16 protein-coding genes are annotated in these 17,806 nt (G+C 51.3%); 13 read left to right on the forward strand and 3 right to left on the reverse strand.

What is annotated here, in order from left to right; all coding sequences use genetic code 11:
• Positions 1 to 7 precede the first annotated feature (7 nt).
• Entirely contained in the window at positions 8 to 2,401 is a 2,394-nt protein-coding gene (locus tag ACXYMU_RS16365; RefSeq protein WP_458987494.1) for a TonB-dependent receptor, read from the reverse strand.
• Positions 2,402 to 2,502: 101 nt separating this feature from the next.
• Positions 2,503 to 2,829 carry a hypothetical protein gene (locus tag ACXYMU_RS16370; protein WP_458987495.1) on the reverse strand — a complete coding sequence of 109 codons (327 nt, stop codon included), beginning with the start codon at positions 2,827 to 2,829 and terminating at the stop codon, positions 2,503 to 2,505.
• Between the two features lie 227 nt (positions 2,830 to 3,056).
• Here ACXYMU_RS16370 and htpG point away from each other — a divergent pair, with 227 nt between their 5' ends.
• Positions 3,057 to 4,880: a molecular chaperone HtpG gene (gene htpG / locus ACXYMU_RS16375; protein WP_458987496.1), complete on the forward strand. Its 1,824-nt coding sequence runs from the start codon at positions 3,057 to 3,059 to the stop codon at positions 4,878 to 4,880.
• A gap of 286 nt (positions 4,881 to 5,166) precedes the next feature.
• On the forward strand, positions 5,167 to 6,087 hold the full coding sequence (locus tag ACXYMU_RS16380) for a toxin-antitoxin system YwqK family antitoxin (RefSeq protein ID WP_458987497.1): 921 nt from the start codon (positions 5,167 to 5,169) through the stop codon (positions 6,085 to 6,087).
• Here the strand turns inward: ACXYMU_RS16380 and ACXYMU_RS16385 are convergent.
• Positions 6,084 to 6,446 carry a YraN family protein gene (locus ACXYMU_RS16385; protein WP_458987498.1) on the reverse strand — a complete coding sequence of 121 codons (363 nt, stop codon included), beginning with the start codon at positions 6,444 to 6,446 and terminating at the stop codon, positions 6,084 to 6,086. The two genes, ACXYMU_RS16380 and ACXYMU_RS16385, sit on opposite strands and share 4 nt — an antisense overlap.
• Before the next feature lie 67 nt (positions 6,447 to 6,513).
• On the opposite strand from ACXYMU_RS16385, the gene ACXYMU_RS16390 reads away from it, so the two are divergent.
• The 11 genes from ACXYMU_RS16390 (at position 6,514) to porN (ending at position 17,671) form a co-directional block, all read left to right on the forward strand.
• Positions 6,514 to 7,509, forward strand: a complete 996-nt coding sequence (locus tag ACXYMU_RS16390) for a bifunctional phosphoglucose/phosphomannose isomerase (RefSeq protein ID WP_458987499.1) — start codon at positions 6,514 to 6,516, stop codon at positions 7,507 to 7,509.
• A gap of 1 nt (position 7,510) precedes the next feature.
• Positions 7,511 to 8,233, forward strand: a complete 723-nt coding sequence (gene lipB / locus ACXYMU_RS16395; RefSeq protein ID WP_458987500.1) for a lipoyl(octanoyl) transferase LipB — start codon at positions 7,511 to 7,513, stop codon at positions 8,231 to 8,233.
• Positions 8,230 to 8,634 carry a hypothetical protein gene (locus ACXYMU_RS16400; RefSeq protein WP_458987501.1) on the forward strand — a complete coding sequence of 135 codons (405 nt, stop codon included), beginning with the start codon at positions 8,230 to 8,232 and terminating at the stop codon, positions 8,632 to 8,634. The genes lipB and ACXYMU_RS16400 overlap by 4 nt, the downstream gene beginning before the upstream one ends.
• A 166-nt stretch (positions 8,635 to 8,800) precedes the next feature.
• A complete protein-coding gene (locus ACXYMU_RS16405; RefSeq protein ID WP_458987502.1) occupies positions 8,801 to 9,865 on the forward strand; it encodes an MraY family glycosyltransferase in 1,065 nt (354 codons plus the stop codon).
• Between the two features lie 25 nt (positions 9,866 to 9,890).
• The gene (locus tag ACXYMU_RS16410) at positions 9,891 to 11,012 is read left to right on the forward strand and encodes a DUF4271 domain-containing protein (RefSeq protein ID WP_458987503.1); all 1,122 of its coding nucleotides are present in this window, start codon (positions 9,891 to 9,893) and stop codon (positions 11,010 to 11,012) included.
• Positions 11,013 to 11,077: 65 nt separating this feature from the next.
• Complete coding sequence (locus tag ACXYMU_RS16415) at positions 11,078 to 11,881, forward strand: uroporphyrinogen-III synthase (protein WP_458987504.1); 804 nt, start codon at positions 11,078 to 11,080, stop codon at positions 11,879 to 11,881.
• 165 nt (positions 11,882 to 12,046) lie between these two features.
• Positions 12,047 to 13,012, forward strand: coding sequence for a PorP/SprF family type IX secretion system membrane protein (locus ACXYMU_RS16420; protein WP_458987505.1), 966 nt, complete (start codon positions 12,047 to 12,049; stop codon positions 13,010 to 13,012).
• A gap of 231 nt (positions 13,013 to 13,243) precedes the next feature.
• The gene (porK, locus tag ACXYMU_RS16425) at positions 13,244 to 14,263 is read left to right on the forward strand and encodes a T9SS ring complex lipoprotein PorK/GldK (protein ID WP_458987506.1); all 1,020 of its coding nucleotides are present in this window, start codon (positions 13,244 to 13,246) and stop codon (positions 14,261 to 14,263) included.
• A 68-nt stretch (positions 14,264 to 14,331) separates the two neighbouring features.
• Entirely contained in the window at positions 14,332 to 15,129 is a 798-nt protein-coding gene (gene porL, locus ACXYMU_RS16430) for a type IX secretion system motor protein PorL/GldL (protein ID WP_458987507.1), read from the forward strand.
• Positions 15,130 to 15,183: 54 nt separating this feature from the next.
• A complete protein-coding gene (porM, locus tag ACXYMU_RS16435) occupies positions 15,184 to 16,782 on the forward strand; it encodes a type IX secretion system motor protein PorM/GldM (RefSeq protein WP_458987508.1) in 1,599 nt (532 codons plus the stop codon).
• Between the two features lie 22 nt (positions 16,783 to 16,804).
• Positions 16,805 to 17,671: a type IX secretion system ring subunit PorN/GldN gene (gene porN, locus ACXYMU_RS16440; RefSeq protein WP_458987509.1), complete on the forward strand. Its 867-nt coding sequence runs from the start codon at positions 16,805 to 16,807 to the stop codon at positions 17,669 to 17,671.
• Positions 17,672 to 17,806 lie beyond the last annotated feature (135 nt).

Consider the following 17,806-nt stretch of genomic DNA (forward strand, 5'->3'; position numbering starts at 1 on the left):
TGTGATTTTACGATTTTCTGAAGTTCAGTGGCACTTTCACGCGAAACATGAGCAGCCGGCCCACTTCATCCGAAAAATAGCGGAACCGGTTCAGGTAGTCGCGGTACATGGTGTTAGTCAGGTTGGTGCCTGTAATACCGAACTCTACTACCTGGTTGCCAAATTTCACTTGCGTGCCAGCCTCAGCATGCATTAAAAAATAGGAGTCAGGGGCCGGGGCAAAGTCTTCCTCCGTTTTAGAAGGCAGGCGCGTCTGCTTGGCTACATATGTTCCCCCAACCGATATATAAGTGTTTGAGAATATCGTGCTGTGTTCCTCCGGTTGGCGCAGCTCATAGCGCAGGCTGTTATCAAACCTGTCGGCGGGGATGTTGATCAGGTAATCGTCTGTGGCGGCATTGCGCGCACGGACAATGGCCGTTTTAGAATCCAGCGTCAGGTCTGGCAGCAGCTTATACTCCAGGCTCAGGTCAACACCCTTGAATGTCGCGTCTGTTTGCCGGTACTTAAATGCCGGGAAAGCACCCCGGATAGTCAGCACAGGCTCGGCCAACGGCGACAGGTAAATGTAGTTGTTGATCAGGTTGTAATAGATGCTCACTTGCCCATTCAGCCGCGGGTTGCCGAAGTAATTCACAGCAGCCTCGAAGTTGTATGCCTGCTCCGACGCAAGCCCCGGATCGCCTACCTCGTAAGTGGCGGCACTGTGGTGCACGCCCTCACTGAAAAGCTCGTTCACGCTGGGTGCCCGCCAGGCAGAGGTCGCGCTCAGCCCAAAGTTCAGGTGGTAGCCCACATCATACAGCGCACCCAAAGTACCCGACACATTATTGAAATCGAACGTCGGTTTTTGGAGTGCCTGGTTCACATCGAAGCGTTTTACCTGCAAATATTTATAGTCGTAGCGAATACCTGCCTCCAGTTGCAGCCTGTCCTGGCGCCACTTCTCCGTTGCAAACACCCCAGCGGTAATGCCTGTGTAGTATGGCAGAAAAGCGCTGTACTTATAGGTGTTGTTCTGGTAAATGGTGCTCAGGCCAACAGAGCCGCTGAAGTTTCCGCGCGGCGTGTGCTGCCAGATGGCCTCAGTGGTATGCGTGTTCAGGTTGAGGTATAGCGCCGGGCGATCGGCAGTGGCGTTGTGCAGGTCATACTCCTCGCGCCGGTTGCGCTGCCAGCCGTACGTAAACTCCAGCTCGCCGAGTTCGCCAGTCTTCAGGTATGCCTTGGCTTTTAGCAGGTCGTGTTGCACGTCCTGGTAAGGCCGCCCGATGGTATAGGTAAAGCCTACGGTGTCGGCACCAACGGGCTTGCCGCGCTCAATTGCAAATCTCAGGTCGGTCAGGTTTCCGATGTGCGATGCCTTCAGAATACCTAATTTGGTGTTGAACTGGCTGTAAAACAGCTCGCCGCCGAAACGCGCCTTCTTATACCCCAATGCGCCCGAGAAATTCTGCTCCTCCAGCCCGGTATTGCCGAGGTAGTAGTCCGGGGTTTTAGAGTTTCCGGCCTTTTTGAGCGTGCCCTGCATGCGCCAGCTTAGTGGGGGTATGGCAGCGGAATTGCCCTCCACCGTGGCAGAGGCCGCCAGTTGCCGGTTGTTGGTGCTACCCAGGAGGTTCACCTTCCCGCCAATGCCCGGCTTTGTGGGCAGGGCGCTGGGCTCTACGATCACCACGCCGCCAATGGCATCGGCGCCGTACCGGACCCCGGCTGCGCCTTTGATCACCTTCAGCTCGGTGGCCACAAAAGGATCGATCTCCGGCGCGTGCTCCGAACCCCATTGCTGCCCTTCTTGCCGCACGCCGTTGTTAAGCAGCAGCACGCGGTTGCTGTGCATGCCATGGATGACGGGTTTGGCAATGGTAGGCCCCGTCTGGATGGTGGACACGCCCGCAATGCCCTGCAACGATGCTGCCAGCGTCTGGCCCCGCGTTTCCTCCAGCGCTCTCCCGGTTAATGCCTGCGAGGTCTGGGCCTGCTCCTGCAGGCGGTTGCCGCGCACCTCGACTGTGCTTAACGTCATGGAAAGAGCATGCAGGGGCAGGTCTTTTACCGTGGAACCCGTGAGCTTTACTGTGAACGTCTCGGGCTCATACCCTACGTAGGTTACTTGTAGGGTATAGGTGCCCTGGCAGAGGTGGTGGAAGTGGTAATTGCCGTACTCGTCGGCGGCAGAGGCCTGGTGCAGCTTTGGGATAGCAACGGTGGCGCCCACCAATGTTTCACGGGAATCATGGTCCAGTACCTTACCCGAGAGCGTAAGGCCGCAGTCTTGCACTGTGCCTGGTGCATCGATGCCGGGCGGAGGCAGGAACTGGGCCGCCGCCGCATGTGCCATGAAAAGGAAAAAGGATAGGAGCAGTGCAGGCAGGTGCTGCACCTTCTTATAGAAATACATAGAAGCTCTTTAACAGGAAGCTAGGAGATGGACGCAGGGGCCGGCGCTAGCTCAACAAAAAACAGGGGCCCCTGCCAGAAAGGCCTTAGGAGCAGCGAGGGTTAGGCCAGAGCCGGCGGGCCACGCAGGTACTCGAACGGGCCAGCTGTACCGTAGCCACTGCAACTAAACGCAGGTAGTTGGGCAGCGTTGTGGGTGAGGGGCACCGTCAGCAGGGGAGGCAGGCTTCCCTGAAATGGCTTTCCGAACACATCCTCTACCGGGCAATGCTTGTGCTTTGCGCCCACCTGTGCCTTTTTGGCATCGGTTTGGTCGGTGTGGATGGTATGGGTATGCGGGTGCAGCTCCAGCAAAAGGGCATCCGGCACCATCGCCCTGCAAAAGAGCAGCAGCAAGAACAGGGCGATATGTCTGTAAAGCTTAGGCACCAGGGGCAAACGCTAGCATAACCAAAGTAAAGGTACTATAAATTCCACAATGTTGCATCTTGGCCTCGATACCGGCGCAAATCTGACCATCTGGGTACGCAGTTCCGGCCTTTTTAGCTGTTTTCTGACAACCTGTCACAGCGAGCGGGTATGGAACAGGATTTGAAAGCACCCGGACAGATGCATACGTCTGACAAATCTATAAATTCAAAATATAAAGTATAAACATGGAAGAAAGAGGTAATATTTCGATTCACACCGAGAATATTTTCCCCATCATCAAGAAGTTTTTATACTCTGACCACGAGATTTTCCTGCGTGAGTTGGTGAGCAACGCCGTGGACGCTACACAGAAAATGAAGCGTCTGGCAGCCATCGGAGAGTATAAAGGCGATTTGGGCGAGCTGAAGGTAAAAGTAGCGGTTGACAAGGATGCCCGTACCATCACCATCTCCGACAACGGAATCGGTATGACGGCCGAGGAGATCAAGAAATACATCAACCAGATCGCATTTTCGGGCGCGACAGAGTTCGTGGAGCGCTTTAAAGACTCCGGCGACAAAGACCAGATCATCGGTCAGTTCGGTCTGGGCTTTTACTCTGCCTTCATGGTGGCCGAGCGTGTGGAGATCGTAACCAAGTCCTTCCGCGAGGGCACAGAGGCCGCGCACTGGACCTGCGACGGCAGCACCGAGTTCGCCATCATCCCGGCCCACAAAGAGGACCAGGGCACGAACGTGATCCTGAACATCGCCTCGGACTCGGAGGAGTTCCTGGAGCCGGCGCGTATCCGCACCATCCTCAACAAGTACTGCAAGTTCCTGCCGGTGCCGGTGGAGTTTGAGGGCGAGGTGATCAACAACCCGAACCCCATCTGGACGAAGCAGCCAACCGACCTGACCGACGAGGACTACAAGAACTTCTACAAGGAGCTGTACCCGATGTCGGAGCCGCCGCTGTTCTGGATTCACCTGAACGTGGACTATCCGTTCAACCTGACCGGTATCCTGTACTTCCCGAAAATCAAGAACGACTTCGAGATCCAGCGCAACAAAATTCAGCTCTACTCGCGCCAGGTGTTCATCACCGACGAGGTGAAGGACGTGGTGCCGGAGTTCCTGATGTTGCTGCACGGTATCATCGACTCGCCGGACATTCCGCTGAACGTGAGCCGCTCGTTCCTGCAGGCCGACTCCAGCGTGAAGAAGATCAATACTTACATCACCAAAAAGGTAGCCGACAAGCTGAACGAGATCTTCAAGAAAGACCGCACTGCTTTTGAGACTAGCTGGGAAGACATTAACGTGTTCGTGAAATACGGCATGCTGTCGGATGATAAGTTCTATGAGAAAGCCAAAGACTTTGTGCTGCTGCAGAACACCGAGGGCAAGTACTACACCATAGAGGAGTACAAGGCGCTGGTGCAGACTAACCAGACCAACAAGAGCGAGCAATTGGTGATGCTGTATACCACAGACGCCGACAAGCAGCACGCTTTTGTGGAGGCCGCCCAAAGCCGCAGCTACGATGTGCTGAAGCTGGATTCGATGATCGACAGCCACTTTATCGGTCTGCTGGAGCAGAAGCTGGAGAAAGTAACGCTGAAGCGTGTGGACTCTGAGACGATCGACAAGCTGATTGAGCGCGACGAGACAAAGGAAAGCGTGCTGAACGACACGGAGAAGGAAGAGCTGAAGGGTATCTACGAGAAGGCGATCAACAACCAGCATATGATGGTGGAGGTTGCGCCGCTGGCACCAGACGATGCGCCGGTGGTGATTACGCTGCCTGAGTTCATGCGCCGCATGAAGGACATGAGCAAGACCGGCGGTGGCGGTATGATGTTCATGGGCGACATGCCGGACACTTACAACGTGACCATCAACGCGAACCACCCGCTGAACCAGCGCGTGCTGAAAGCGGAGGGAGAAACCAAGTCGGCTGTAGCCCGCCAGGCCTTCGATCTGGCCCTGCTGTCGCAGAACATGCTGTCGGGTGCCGCGCTTACTACGTTTGTGAAGCGCAGTTTCGAGCTGATGACAAAAGAATAGTACCGAAAAATTATACCAACAGTATTAAGGCAGTGCCCCCAGGGTGCTGCCTTTTTTGCTTCTGAGCCAGCACCTGATGAAACTAAGCGGCCGAAGGCGAAGTTATAGACTCAGTTTGCGTATTGGTGCCTATATGAAATATGCCCATCTTTACGTTTACAATCTGGCGGGTACCTGGTAGCTTCCGGTAGGGCAGTGGCGAGGTTTCCTGTTGCAGAATTATTTATTTCTGAAATCAGTCAGATACCAGTCAGTCAATCAAAAATCAGTCATTCAAAATTATCAGATGCGTCATTCTCTTCTTCTGTATTTTTCTTTTGTGGCAGGTATGGGCATGTTGTTGCTGGGCGGCTGTGGCCAACCCAAATGGAACAGTGACTATTTGCTGAACCAGGCACGCCTGAAAGACAGCAGCAAGGCAGAAGTGCTCGCTTCCGGCGACACCATTAACGTGGAGATAGAGGAGCGGACAGCCCTTACGAAGGAAGACCTGCAGGAGGACAAAAAGCGCAAGAAGAAGAAATATAACAAGAAGTACTTCCTGGGCCAAAAGGTGAAGCGTGGCTTCATCAAGTCGGGCAGAGGCTCGCGGGAAACGCTGGAGACCTTCAGCTACCTGGACAGTTACCAGGACCCGGACCCTTACGCTCCGCTGAAATACCTTTACGACACCAAAAAACGCAAACTCTACCGCACCAGCAGCGACGAGGCCGACGCTAACCGCTATAAACTGCTACATGGCCCTTATGAGAAGAAAATAAACGGGCAGGTAGTGGAGGAAGGCTACTTTTATGTGGGCACCAAGCACCTGCGCTGGGAGAAATATCGCCCGGATGAGGAAGGAACCCTGGTAGATAAAAACCATTATGAGAAAGGCTTCGTGCGCGATGCCGTTATCTCTTACTACGGCGACACCAAAAAGATAAAGGAGGTGATCCCATACCAGTATGGTCAGGTGGAGGGCACTTACTACCGCTTCTATGAGAACGGGCAGGTGCAATGGTCCGGGCAGTATGAGAAAGGACGCAAAGTAGGCACCTGGGTCAACTACTACGATTTCAGGGGGCGCCGCCACTACGAGTACCAGTACCCTAAAACAGCCTATGACTCCCGCTTCGAGCCATTCCTGGTAAAAGAGTACGACCGCCACGGCACCCTGATCTATGAGAAGGATAAGCTGGACAAGCGCTCACAGGCGCAGCGTTAGTGGAAGGCGTCTTCGATGTGGTGCACGGTAACTGGCCTGGAGAGCGTGATCGAGATGATGTCGAACCGTACCTCGTGCTGCCAGCCGGATTTCTCAATATAGGCCTCTGCGGCCCCCAATAGCATGGCTTCCTTCCGGTAATTAACTGCCTCCTCCGGATATCCGTACCTATCTGTACCCCTGGTTTTCACTTCAACAAAAACCAGCAGGTTCTCTTTCTGGGCAATAATATCAACCTCTGCGCGCCGGTGCCGGTAATTCTGGCATATAATGGTGTAGCCCTGCTGCTGCAGGTGAGCCACTGCGCGGGTTTCGCCGGCCTGGCCGGTCAGGAGGTGGGCGTTTGTTTGAGATGCCATGATTTATCCCGTAATTTGCACCAGTCTGAGATGACAATGATTGTTCATTAGAGATTAAAGACGAATTATGAAGCAACTTGTTGGGGGCTTCGCAGAACAGCTGCGCGATGCCATGGACATAGGGGAAAAGGCGACAGTCACGTTCTCCGCACCTAAATATAATAATGTAGTGATCATGGGCATGGGGAGCTCCGGTATTGGGAGCAACCTGGTGCAGGCCTATGTGGCCGATAAGCTCGATGTGCCGGTAATTGTGTGCAAAGGGTATAACGTGCCGGCTTTTGTGGGTTTGGGCACCTTGTTCATTGCCTCGTCTTTCTCGGGCAACACCGAGGAGACCATTGCCGGGGTGAGGGCTGCCATGAACTCAGACGCGAGCGTGGCCTTTGTTACTTCCGGAGGGGAGTTGCTGCGCATCGCGCAGGAAGAGGGCATGCCGCACATCAAGCTGCCTGACAGGTATGTGCAGCCGCGCGTTAGCCTGGGCTACTCGTTTGTGTCGATGCTATACATACTGCACTATGCCGGTTTGCTGGACAGCACGTTTAAAACCGAACTGAACCAGACCGTAGACTTGCTAGACGAGCAGGTGGGTATCATTAAGGTGCAGGCAAGCGCATTGGCCAACAAGTTTCATGACAAACTGCCGGTGCTTTATGCCAGCAGCGCGATGGAGCCGGTGGCCCTGCGTTTTCAGCAACAGCTTAACGAGAACGCCAAGCAACTGTGCCATGTCAATACCTTCCCGGAGATGAACCACAACGAGGTAGTGGGGTGGGAGCGTGCCGGAAACATGTACCAGCAACTGGCGGTTCTGCTCATCAAAACAACCTACGACCATCCGCGGGTGCAGCTACGCATGGAGCTCTCCAAAAAACTGTTCGAGAGCAAAGCGCAGAATGTGCTGGAGATCGAGGGGCAGGGAGCTACATACTTGGAGCAGGCATTTTACCTGATTCACCTCTTTGACTGGGTGTCGGTGTATTTAGCCGAGCTCAACAGGGTAGATCCAGCCAGCATGACAAACATTGATTACCTGAAAGGCGAACTTTCTAAAAGATAACGTGCAGAAAAACACCGAAATAGATTTCAAGGACTTGGGCCTGATCGATTACAAGGAGGCGTGGGAGTACCAGGAGCGGGTATTCAATAGTATTCTGGAGTTAAAGGTGCAGAACCGTAAGGCCGATGCCGATGCGCAGCAACCAACGCCCAATTACCTGCTTTTCTGCTCTCACCCGCATGTATACACGCTGGGCAAGAGCGGCCACGAAGAGCACCTGCTCCTGAACGAGGAGGGGCTGAAGGAGAAAGGTGCAACCTATTACAGGATAAACCGGGGCGGCGATATTACCTACCATGGGCCTGGCCAGTTGGTAGGCTACCCCATCCTGGACCTCGAGAACTTTTTTACTGACATTCACAAGTACCTGCGCTACTTGGAAGAGGCCATCATTCTGACGCTGGCAGATTATGGCGTTGCGGCGGGGCGCATACCCGGCCTCACGGGGGTATGGCTCGACCATGAGGAGCAGCGAAACCCACGCAAAATCTGCGCCATGGGGGTGAAATGCAGCCGCTGGGTAACCATGCACGGCTTTGCCTTCAACGTAAACGCCGATCTCACCTATTTTAACAATATTGTGCCCTGCGGTATCTCAGATAAGCAGGTTACGTCGTTAGCGAAAGAGCTGGGGCGTGAGGTGCCGCTGCCAGAAGTGGCCGAAAAGCTTACAAAACACCTGGCTGCTTTGTTTGGGGCCGTTATTACCACTACTAACTCATGAAGAAAGACATAGACTTTGGCACTGTAGAGGGCGTCTCTATAGCGGTGGCCACTTCTACAAATGATATCGGGGAGGCGCAATGGGACGTATACCTCCTCAACAACAACGCGTTTGCGATTGACAACGTGCTGGTGGCCTCCAAAGGGTATGGCACGTTAAATGACGAGGAGGTAAAAACCTCGGTACTGCGGCATATGTTTGAGCGTGTAGAGGCAAAATCGTTTGTGCAGGTAGAGCCGATTGACCCAGCCCTTTTCTCGATCAATAACGAGTATTGGGTCAGCTACTACATCGACAAGCAGATTTTTGACAAAAAGTTTGTGTTCGTGCCGGATACGATCAAAGAGGAAAACCTGGTTGCTATAAGCATGTTGCAGCTGCAGGGCGTGCTGCATACTTAGCGTGTGCATAAGTTTTCGGGGCATTTGGCCTGCTTTGGTCTTGCGTTAATTTATGGTAGCTTGCTGTTATTTTTTAATTGCAGGAACTAACCACCAGCTTAGCGGGCTTGTGCTGTTGTTAACCACCTGAGGGAGCAAAAACCTTTATTGCTTCAGATTTGAGCCTATGGATCAGAGAATCTTACCACTTATATTGGCCTTTAGCTGGGCTTTTCTTATCGCGATCTTCGCTGTTCCGTCCATTATTAGGGTGGCACACCTCAAGAACATCCTGGACGCGCCTAACCTGCGCACCGTTCACGAGGAGCTGACGCCACGGCTGGGCGGTTTGGCCATGTTTGCAGGCTTTATGTCGTCGCTCAGTATTTTTGCCGACCTCAACAACGGGGTGCAGCAATTGCTGGCCGGGTGCATCATCCTTTTCTTTATAGGGCTGAAAGACGATCTTATTTCTATCTCGGCACTGAAGAAATTTGCTGTACAGCTGCTGGCAACGGGCATCGTCATGTTTATGGCTGATATCCGGATCACGAGCTTTCAGGGCATATTTGGTATCGGTGAGTTGCAGATTGGCATCAGCTATGCCTTTACCTTTATTGTGATTGTGGGAATCACCAACGCCATTAACCTGATCGACGGGCTGGATGGCTTGGCAGGTACGATTGTCCTGATCATTGCCGGCACGTTTGGCATTTACTTTTTCTTGGAAGGAGGTCCGGCCTATAGCAATTATGCTGCCGTAGCGTTCTGCCTGATAGGGGGGATTCTGGGGTTTTTGCGGTATAATTTCCATAAAGCCACTATCTTTATGGGCGATACCGGATCGTTGCTCTGCGGTTTTATCCTGTCGGTGCTGGCCATACAGTTTATCGAGATGCGCACAGAGCCCGCTGCGCCAGCCATGGCCATGGGCATCCTGTTTGTGCCGCTTTTTGATACCTCACGTGTTTTCCTTATCCGCATTCTCAAAGGGAACTCCCCTTTTATACCGGACAAAAACCATATACACCACCGGCTGCTAGCCATGGGCTTTAGCCAGATCGGCACCGTGCTGGTTTTAGCGGCGCTGAATTTGCTCGTGATTGTGTTTGTGTTGAGCTTTGAGGATTGGGGCAGCCAGAACATCATGTTAGCGCTGCTTGGGTTTTCAATTTTATTAAGTATTGTACTTGGAGTTTATAAGTCGCGCAGTGCACAAAGCGTTTCCACGACAGCCAGAGCGAAAGCGTAGCCGCTGTTTTCTTTTGCTTTGCCTGATGGCTTGGTTGGGCATGGCCCCGGCAAGCGCGCAGGTGCTGCCCCTAGAGCAGAAAAACACCCTCACAGCCGACTGGGTGGTGCAGGCAGAGAGGGGTGCGCAGTTGGTGCCCTACGTCGCCGAAAAGCACACAAACGTGCATGCGCTGCACCAGTGGGTGTCGGTGGCAGAGGGCCGGCAGTTCCAGATAGGGTTTGCCGCGCCCCGCGACCTCTGTGTCTTTCTCAACAACCAACTGATCTTTAAAGCCAATTTCGCGGCTACTTATACCCTCGACCTGAACACGTATAGCAAGCGCATCCCCCCCGTTGATGGGAAGTACCTGCTGACGGTATGGCACCCGGAGCAGCAGCCCAACATCAACTCGTTCCGGAACCAGTTGCAGGGAACCGGTAACGCCCGTCAAAAAAACCAGCGGCCCCTATCACTGCGGGTGCGGGAATACACCAACCAGAGCGCCTTCATCCTGTTTTTGCTGGTGGTGGGGCTGTTGTACGGCATTCTGCGCACCAACTTTCCCAACGACTTCCGGAACCTGTATAGCTTGAAAGCCCTGCTGCCAGCTAATGCCCTGGAAGAGGAGAGTGGCATCAAGTCGGTGGGTTCGGTGTCCAGCCTGCTCTTTGTGCTGGCCTTTTCGCTCACGCTGGCCCTGCCCATTGCGGCTATCCATACCAACGTGCAGCAGATTCAGCTTTTCAACCAGCTCTTTCCGGTGTCTGAGGCTAGCATCATCACTAAAATTTTATTCTATACCCTGCTGATACTCGCGGTAATCCTGCTGAAGTACCTGTTCCTTAAAATAATGGGCTTTATCTTTGGGCTGGAGCAAATGGTGCAGCTGCAGTACCGCACATTTCTGCGCTCTATGCTTTTTTTGGGGATATTCCTGCCGCTGGTGATGCTGCTGTACCTGGTGCTGAATGCCGTGATGCCGAACACCATTTTGCTGATTTCTAACCTGGCGGTTTCAATTGTACTGACCGTCACATTGATGCGTGTGTTTGTAACAGTAAATAAGAGGGCGTCGGTACTAAATTTGCATTTATTTTCATACCTTTGCGCCACAGAAGTAATTCCGCTGGCCATTATGCTGAAATTGATCGTTTTTAATTTTTAATTAGAGATAGCAGCGATTTTAAGCGGGGATTGCAGCAGGAAAATATTAAACCGTATCATCTAACTATGGCTGAAAGCAACGCAAAGGGCAGCGCGAACCCTGAAAGGTACAAAATTCCTATCAAGACAATCTTGGTTACGCAACCGCAGCCTACTACCGATAACTCTCCTTACCTTTCTATCGCTGAGAAATACGATATAAAGGTCGATTTCAGGGCGTTTATCGAGGTGGAGCCAGTGCCTTTCAAAGAGTTCAGAAAAGATAAGGTCGATATTCTGGCGCACACGGCCGTGATCTTCACCAGCCGCAACGCGGTCGATCATTTCTTCAGGATATGTCAGGAGAGCAAGATCGAGATGCCTGCTGACATGAAGTATTTCTGTATATCAGACCAAACGGCCTATTACCTGCAAAAGTATATCACGCTGCGCAAGCGCAAGCTTTTTGTAGGCGAGAAAACCGCCAAGGACCTGTTTGAGGTGATCAAGAAGCACAAAAACGAGAAATACCTTTTCCCGTGCTCGAATATCCGCAAAGATGATATTCCGCAGTTCCTTGCCACCAACAAGATCAAGCACACCGAGGCGATCATCTACAAAACGGTAGCTGCCGACTTATCTGACTTAGACGATGTGACATACGATTGTATTGCTTTCTTCAGCCCGTCGGGTATCAGCTCGCTGTTTATCAACTTCCCTGACTTTAAGCAGAACAACACTCGTATCGCTGCCTTTGGCCCAACCACGGCAAAAGCAGTGCGCGATGCAGGGCTTGAACTGGATATAGAGGCTCCGATGCCGAACGCGCCTTCCATGACGGGAGCCATAGAGGTATACATTCAGGAGCAAATGCAGCATCTAAATAAGTAAGGGAATTTGTAACCTTTCTTCCCGGATTGCATAGGTACTAAAACGCAAACGCAAGCGCTGCTCACTGGCAGGCCTGCATTTGCGTTTTAGTGTTTTATGTCTATATTTGAAAAGAGGCAACCCGTTTTGAGGGTTGTTGCTTACTTTGCCCTGTTGCCACGGCCTATGAAGAAATTTGTTCCCGTTCTGCTGTTCCTGCTTCTGCTAGCTCCCTTCTGGGCGTCGGCGCAGCAACAGCCGCAATTTACCCACTACGGGTTTAACGGCATGCAAATCAGCCCGGCCTATGCCGGCATTACCAACCGCCCCGAGTTTACTTCTATTTACCGCTACCAATGGCTGGGCTACGATGCCTCCTTCGATGATGGCGGCTCCCCGAGAACATTACTGATCACGGCGCATACGCCTGTAAGGCTCCTGCACGGCGGGGTAGGTATAAACCTGATGCGCGACCAGATTGGCAATACCACAGTATTGTCGGCAGCTTTGTCTTATGCCTACCACATCCAGATAGGAGAGTCGGGTCGCTTGGGCTTGGGCGTGCAAGGCAACGTGAACAACTACAAGAAAGGTAACTACAGGGCCATCGACGCCAACGACCCCAACGTGCCCTTTAACAGCTCAGACACGAAATTTGATGTTGGAGCAGGCCTGTGGTATGAATCAGAGACATTTTATGCCGGTGGTGGCGTCACCAACTTTCTACACGCCCAATACGAGTTCGCTGACTCAGCTAATACCGGCGCTGGCACACTGCTGGGCGAGAACCACATTTATGTTACCGCCGGGTATAACCTGGCGCTTACCTCAGAGCTGACCGTTACCCCAACAATGCTGCTGAAGCACGATACCGAGTCTTTTTCTTTTGACGTGGGCGGCCGCGCAACCTACCTTGAAAAATATTGGGTCGGATTGAATTATAGACACCAGGAAGCTGTTAGTGCGCTTGTGGGAGTCTCTCTGTTTCAGGACAATGCGCTACGGGTAGGGTATGCGCTGGATGTTACAACGTTTAATGCGGCTGCTAAAGCGGCTACCTCGCACGAGGTGATGTTGAATTACCGCCTGCCTGAGCCGATCATTCGGTTCAAACCTCCGGTTAGAACCCCACGCTATTACTTCTCAAGATAATTGCATTTAATTATTGTATAATTTTGTGCTCGATGTTGCGCATCGTTGCACTGAGTACAATAAATTAATTTTTAGGAAGATAATAATCAGTTCGTTAAGTCGTTCAAAAATAATAGAAACCTCCGGGTATGAATTGTTTTTTTATTGATTGTAATTCTTATATATTTGCTACACCTGTCAAAGTGTGTTAAAACAATATAACCGAACCATTTACTACTTTTAATACTCGTCATGAACAAACTATTTAAGCTGTCTTCATTCGCCTTGGCGGTGGTACTGCTTGCAAGCTGTGGGATGGGGCGTGGGCCGCAAGGAGATCTTGTAGGAGCTGAAGACCGCCCAGAGTACAACCCACAGGAAGTGCCTTACGGTATGGTGATCTGCCCCGGCGGTACTTTCCATATGGGACAAGCAGATCAAGATATTGCAGCCTCTATGGCCAACCTGAACAAGCAGGTGACTATTGGAGGCTTTTATATGGATGAAACCGAAATCACGAATAACGAATACCGCCAGTTCATCAATGTAATGACAGAAGATTCATTGGATGTACTGGGCGAGGAGTTTGTGATGACAGAGCTTTATCCGGATACAACCGTGTGGGTTAGGGATTATACCTATCATATGGGCGACCCGCTGATGGAGTACTACTTCTCTCATCCGGCATTCGACGACTACCCGGTGGTAGGAGTAGACTGGTTTGCAGCCAAGTACTTTAGTGAGTGGCGCACCAAGCATAAGAACCAGGCCAACCAGGAATCTGGAATGGCGCCTATGCCACAGTTCCGACTGCCAACAGAGGCAGAGTGGGAGTATGCTGCCCGCGGCGGACGCGACATGGCGGTTTATCCGTGGGGCGGCCCATACCTGCGTAACGCAAAAGGCTGTCTGCTGGCTAACTTCAAGCCGGGCCGGGGTGACTACTACAGCGATGGATTTACTTATACTGCGCCAGTAGCCCAGTTCTTCCCGAACGACTTTGGCCTCTACGACATGGCCGGTAACGTAGCAGAGTGGTGTGCCGATGCCTATTCTGATGCGACTGTGCCGATTACCTGGGATTTGAATCCGGTATATTATGATGATGCTGAGCCACGCAAAGTAGTAAGAGGCGGTTCTTGGAAAGACATCGCGTACTTCCTGGAGACAGGTACCCGCAACTTTGAGTACCAGGATTCGGCCCGTTCTTATATCGGCTTCAGAAACGCCATGATTTACCTAGGACGTTCTTCCGGCAACGAATTCAGATAATCCTATAATATTCGAAACCCTTACCCTTATCAACCTTTTTTAACGTCAATTATTAATCAGAAAACAAAATGAGCAAAGCTAAAGGTCGTAATTTCCTCTTCGACGTGTTAATGCCTAAAGTATATGGTATTGGTGCTGCTGTCGTTATCGTGGGTGCCCTGTTCAAGATTCAGCACTGGGACTTTGCAAACGAAATGCTTATAGCAGGTCTCTTGACAGAAGCCGCCATTTTCTTCTTAAGCGCTTTCCAACCACAACCGCATGAGCCAGATTGGGCACGTGTATACCCACAGTTAGCAGATGAATATGCAGGCGAGGGTTTAGTGCCAGCCACAGCTGCTTCTGGTCCTTCTATTACAGGCAAACTCGATGACATGCTACGCAATGCAGACATCACTCCTGAAGCAATTAATAACTTGGGCTTTAGCCTGAACAGATTGAGCGATACAACTGCCCAACTGTCAGACATGAGCCAGGCAACTGTTGCTACTGAAGAGTATAACCTGAAAGTAAGAGCTGCCGCTAACCAACTTGGCGAGATCAACAAAGCCTATGCCACTACAGCTGAGGCACTTTCGCAAATGGCCGTTGCCTCTGGTGATGCACAGGAGTACCATAACCAAGTGCAGTCGATGACGCGGAACTTAGGTGCTTTGAATGCGGTTTACGAAATGGAGCTTCAGGACTCTAATAACCACCTGAAGGCCATGAACAAGTTCTATGGCAACCTAAGCATGGCAATGGAAAACCTGACGGACGCCAGCAAAGACACTGCTCAGTTTAAAGAAGAAGTTTCTCGCCTGACGCATAACCTGCACAACCTGAACACGGTGTACGGTAACATGCTGACAGCCATGAAAGGCTAATCTTTAGGCTACTATTCTTAAATAAACAAGCAACAATAGTTTATAAAGTATAAAATGGCTGGAGGAAAAGAGACACCACGGCAGAAGATGATCGGTATGATGTACCTCGTACTGACCGCTATGCTGGCCCTTAACGTGAGCTCGGCTATCCTGTTAAAGTTTCAGTTCCTGGACGAGAGTTTACAGGAAGTGAATACGAGAACAAAGACGGATAACGCCGGGGTCGTATCAAATATCAGAGCTGCCATTGCAGAGAACAAAACACCGTCTGCCAATGACAAGCGTGTTTTAACAAACGCACAAGAGGTACGTCAGCAGACGGCAGAGATGGTTTCCTACATTCAGGGCATCCGCAAAACGCTGATTGAGAAAACTGGTGGCGAAGGCGATGAAGGTGTAGGATACGCAAACCCTGAGGGGAATGACATTGTGGCCAACACCATGATCGGGGCCGCTGACAGGAACAACGGTTTGGCATACGAGCTGAAGGACAAGCTGAACAACTATGCTAAGTTCCTGAAGAAGTATAACCCGAACATGCCGGATCAGCTGGCTTTTGACGGTGCACAGGACCCGGTGGCAAGCCAGGACCCATCGCAGAAGAACAAGGATTTTGCAGAGCTTAACTTCGAGGAAACTCCGATGGTAGCCGCTTTGGCTGTTCTTTCGCAGAAGGAGAGCGAAATCCTGAAGTATGAGGCTGATGCCTTGCAGAAGCTCGCCGCAGAAGTTGGCGCTGACATCATCAAGTTCGAGAAGATTTTTGCCATGGCCCGCGCTGAGTCTAAAACAGTAGCAGCTGGTACAAAATACAGAGCAGACATGTTTATCGCCGCTTCATCTGATAATATCACGCCGAGGATGTCTTATCAGGGCAAACCTGTTAAAGTTGAGAATGGCCTTGGTAAAATAGAGTTTGTGGCTTCGGCCTCCAATTACGACAAGGACGGCAACTCAAAGCAGACATGGAAAGGCCAGGTAACGATCAACCAGAACGGCCGTGACACTACGTTTACAGTAACAGAAGAGTATGTGGTTGCCAAGCCTGTCATTCAGGTGCAGTCAGCAGCAGTACAGGCGCTATACTTCCAGTGTGCCAACGAACTAAACATCCAGGTACCTGCTTTGGGAGCTGTTTATGACCCAAGCTTTAGCGCTAGCGGTGGCTCGGCCATCAAAGGCTCTAAGAAAGGCGAGGTTACAATCATCCCTACATCAACGGAGGTTACGATCAACGTGAGCAGCGGCGGTAACGCCATCGGTAAGGAGACATTCAAAGTGCGCCCAATACCAAAACCAGAAGTGGTTGCGTTGGTTAACGGAAGGCCAATTGATGTGAAGCGCGGTGTACCAGCACAGTCTTTCAGAGCGGTGCGTTTGGATGCGGTTGCGGATGAGGGCTTTAAGCAGCTACTGCCTAATGAAGCACGTTTCCGTGTAACGAAATGGACAGCTTACCTGGTGCGAAACAACCAGCCAATTGCACAGGAAGACTTTAACGGCCCAGATGCTAACCTGACCAGCTTTGCTGCCAAGGCAAGCAAGGGAGACCGTGTAGTTTTGGAAGTGAAAGATGTGAAGCGCCTGAACTACAAAGGAAATGCAGTGGATGCGAACGTGACCGTTTCTCCGTTTAACATTCCGCTTAACTAACCATTACAAGCTTAAAAGGAGTATGAAATTAATAAAAGCATTAGGTGTAGCCGCTGGCGTGATGTTATCTGTAGGTGCGATGGCACAGCAGGTATCTAACTCCGCATCCAGTAATCCTTCCGCTAGACCCATTCCTGAATCAGATGTACTGTTTAAGAAAACGGTTTGGCGTAAAGTGGATTTGCGTGAGAAGCAAAACCGGCCGATGTTTTCTGAGAACAGAGAAATCACGAAGATCATCATCAATGCGGTGAAGAGTGGTGAGCTGACAGCTTACAAAAACGACTCGATCAACACCCCCTTGACGCGTGAGGAGTTTATTGCAAACATGACTCCGAAAGAAGGTGGAAGCCAACTGAGTGATGCGGAAATTGCAGCTGGTTTCGGCCAGCCGGCAGAGGAAGAGGATGCTTGGGGAGATGCGTTGGGTAGTAATAAAAGCAACCAGCAGAGCGGCGCAACAGCAGTTAGCAACGAGTACTTCCCTAAGCAGCTGTATTTACTGGAGGTGAAGGAAAACGCTATTTTTGATAAAAAGCGCTCCCGTATGTACCACGACATACAGACGATTAGCATCAAAGTGCCTTCTACACTGAACCCGCTGGGTTTTGAGCAGAACGTGGGTTCTTTTATGATGAAAGATCTGGTACGCATATTCCGTAACAACCCGGAGATGGCGATCTGGTACAACGCGCAGAACGATGCACAGCACAAGAACTTGGCAGATGCATTCGATCTGTGGCTGTTCAGCTCTTACATCACCAAAATCTCTAATCCGAATGATAGAGGCTTGGCCGATATCTATGGTGGTGGTAAAAAAGGACTATTAGCTGCCCAAGATGCTGCAGAAGCCTTAATCGAGTACGAATACAGCCTTTGGAGCTACTAAGCAATAGGGTTAATTATGTCTTGTCCTGAAATAAGTTGACGGATTTTAGACGAAATTACTTTTTAATTTGAGACCTCCAGTGCATTTGTATTGGAGGTTTTCTTTTTCCACTGTTTTGCCTTTAGCTTACTTTGC

This window comes from Pontibacter sp. CAU 1760 (assembly GCF_054482735.1).

What these genes read in the sequence shown, in the direction of transcription:
- ACXYMU_RS16380 (WP_458987497.1), top strand. Translation starts at nt 5,167, where the DNA reads ATGCGTCATTCTCTTCTTCTGTATTTTTCTTTTGTGGCAGGTATGGGC.
- porL (WP_458987507.1), top strand. Translation starts at nt 14,332, where the DNA reads ATGAGCAAAGCTAAAGGTCGTAATTTCCTCTTCGACGTGTTAATGCCT.
- ACXYMU_RS16415 (WP_458987504.1), top strand. Translation starts at nt 11,078, where the DNA reads ATGGCTGAAAGCAACGCAAAGGGCAGCGCGAACCCTGAAAGGTACAAA.
- ACXYMU_RS16405 (WP_458987502.1), top strand. Translation starts at nt 8,801, where the DNA reads ATGGATCAGAGAATCTTACCACTTATATTGGCCTTTAGCTGGGCTTTT.
- ACXYMU_RS16390 (WP_458987499.1), top strand. Translation starts at nt 6,514, where the DNA reads ATGAAGCAACTTGTTGGGGGCTTCGCAGAACAGCTGCGCGATGCCATG.
- porK (WP_458987506.1), top strand. Translation starts at nt 13,244, where the DNA reads ATGAACAAACTATTTAAGCTGTCTTCATTCGCCTTGGCGGTGGTACTG.
- ACXYMU_RS16420 (WP_458987505.1), top strand. Translation starts at nt 12,047, where the DNA reads ATGAAGAAATTTGTTCCCGTTCTGCTGTTCCTGCTTCTGCTAGCTCCC.
- ACXYMU_RS16365 (WP_458987494.1), bottom strand. Translation starts at nt 2,401, where the DNA reads ATGTATTTCTATAAGAAGGTGCAGCACCTGCCTGCACTGCTCCTATCC.
- htpG (WP_458987496.1), top strand. Translation starts at nt 3,057, where the DNA reads ATGGAAGAAAGAGGTAATATTTCGATTCACACCGAGAATATTTTCCCC.
- porN (WP_458987509.1), top strand. Translation starts at nt 16,805, where the DNA reads ATGAAATTAATAAAAGCATTAGGTGTAGCCGCTGGCGTGATGTTATCT.
- ACXYMU_RS16385 (WP_458987498.1), bottom strand. Translation starts at nt 6,446, where the DNA reads ATGGCATCTCAAACAAACGCCCACCTCCTGACCGGCCAGGCCGGCGAA.
- ACXYMU_RS16400 (WP_458987501.1), top strand. Translation starts at nt 8,230, where the DNA reads ATGAAGAAAGACATAGACTTTGGCACTGTAGAGGGCGTCTCTATAGCG.
- ACXYMU_RS16410 (WP_458987503.1), top strand. Translation starts at nt 9,891, where the DNA reads ATGGCTTGGTTGGGCATGGCCCCGGCAAGCGCGCAGGTGCTGCCCCTA.
- porM (WP_458987508.1), top strand. Translation starts at nt 15,184, where the DNA reads ATGGCTGGAGGAAAAGAGACACCACGGCAGAAGATGATCGGTATGATG.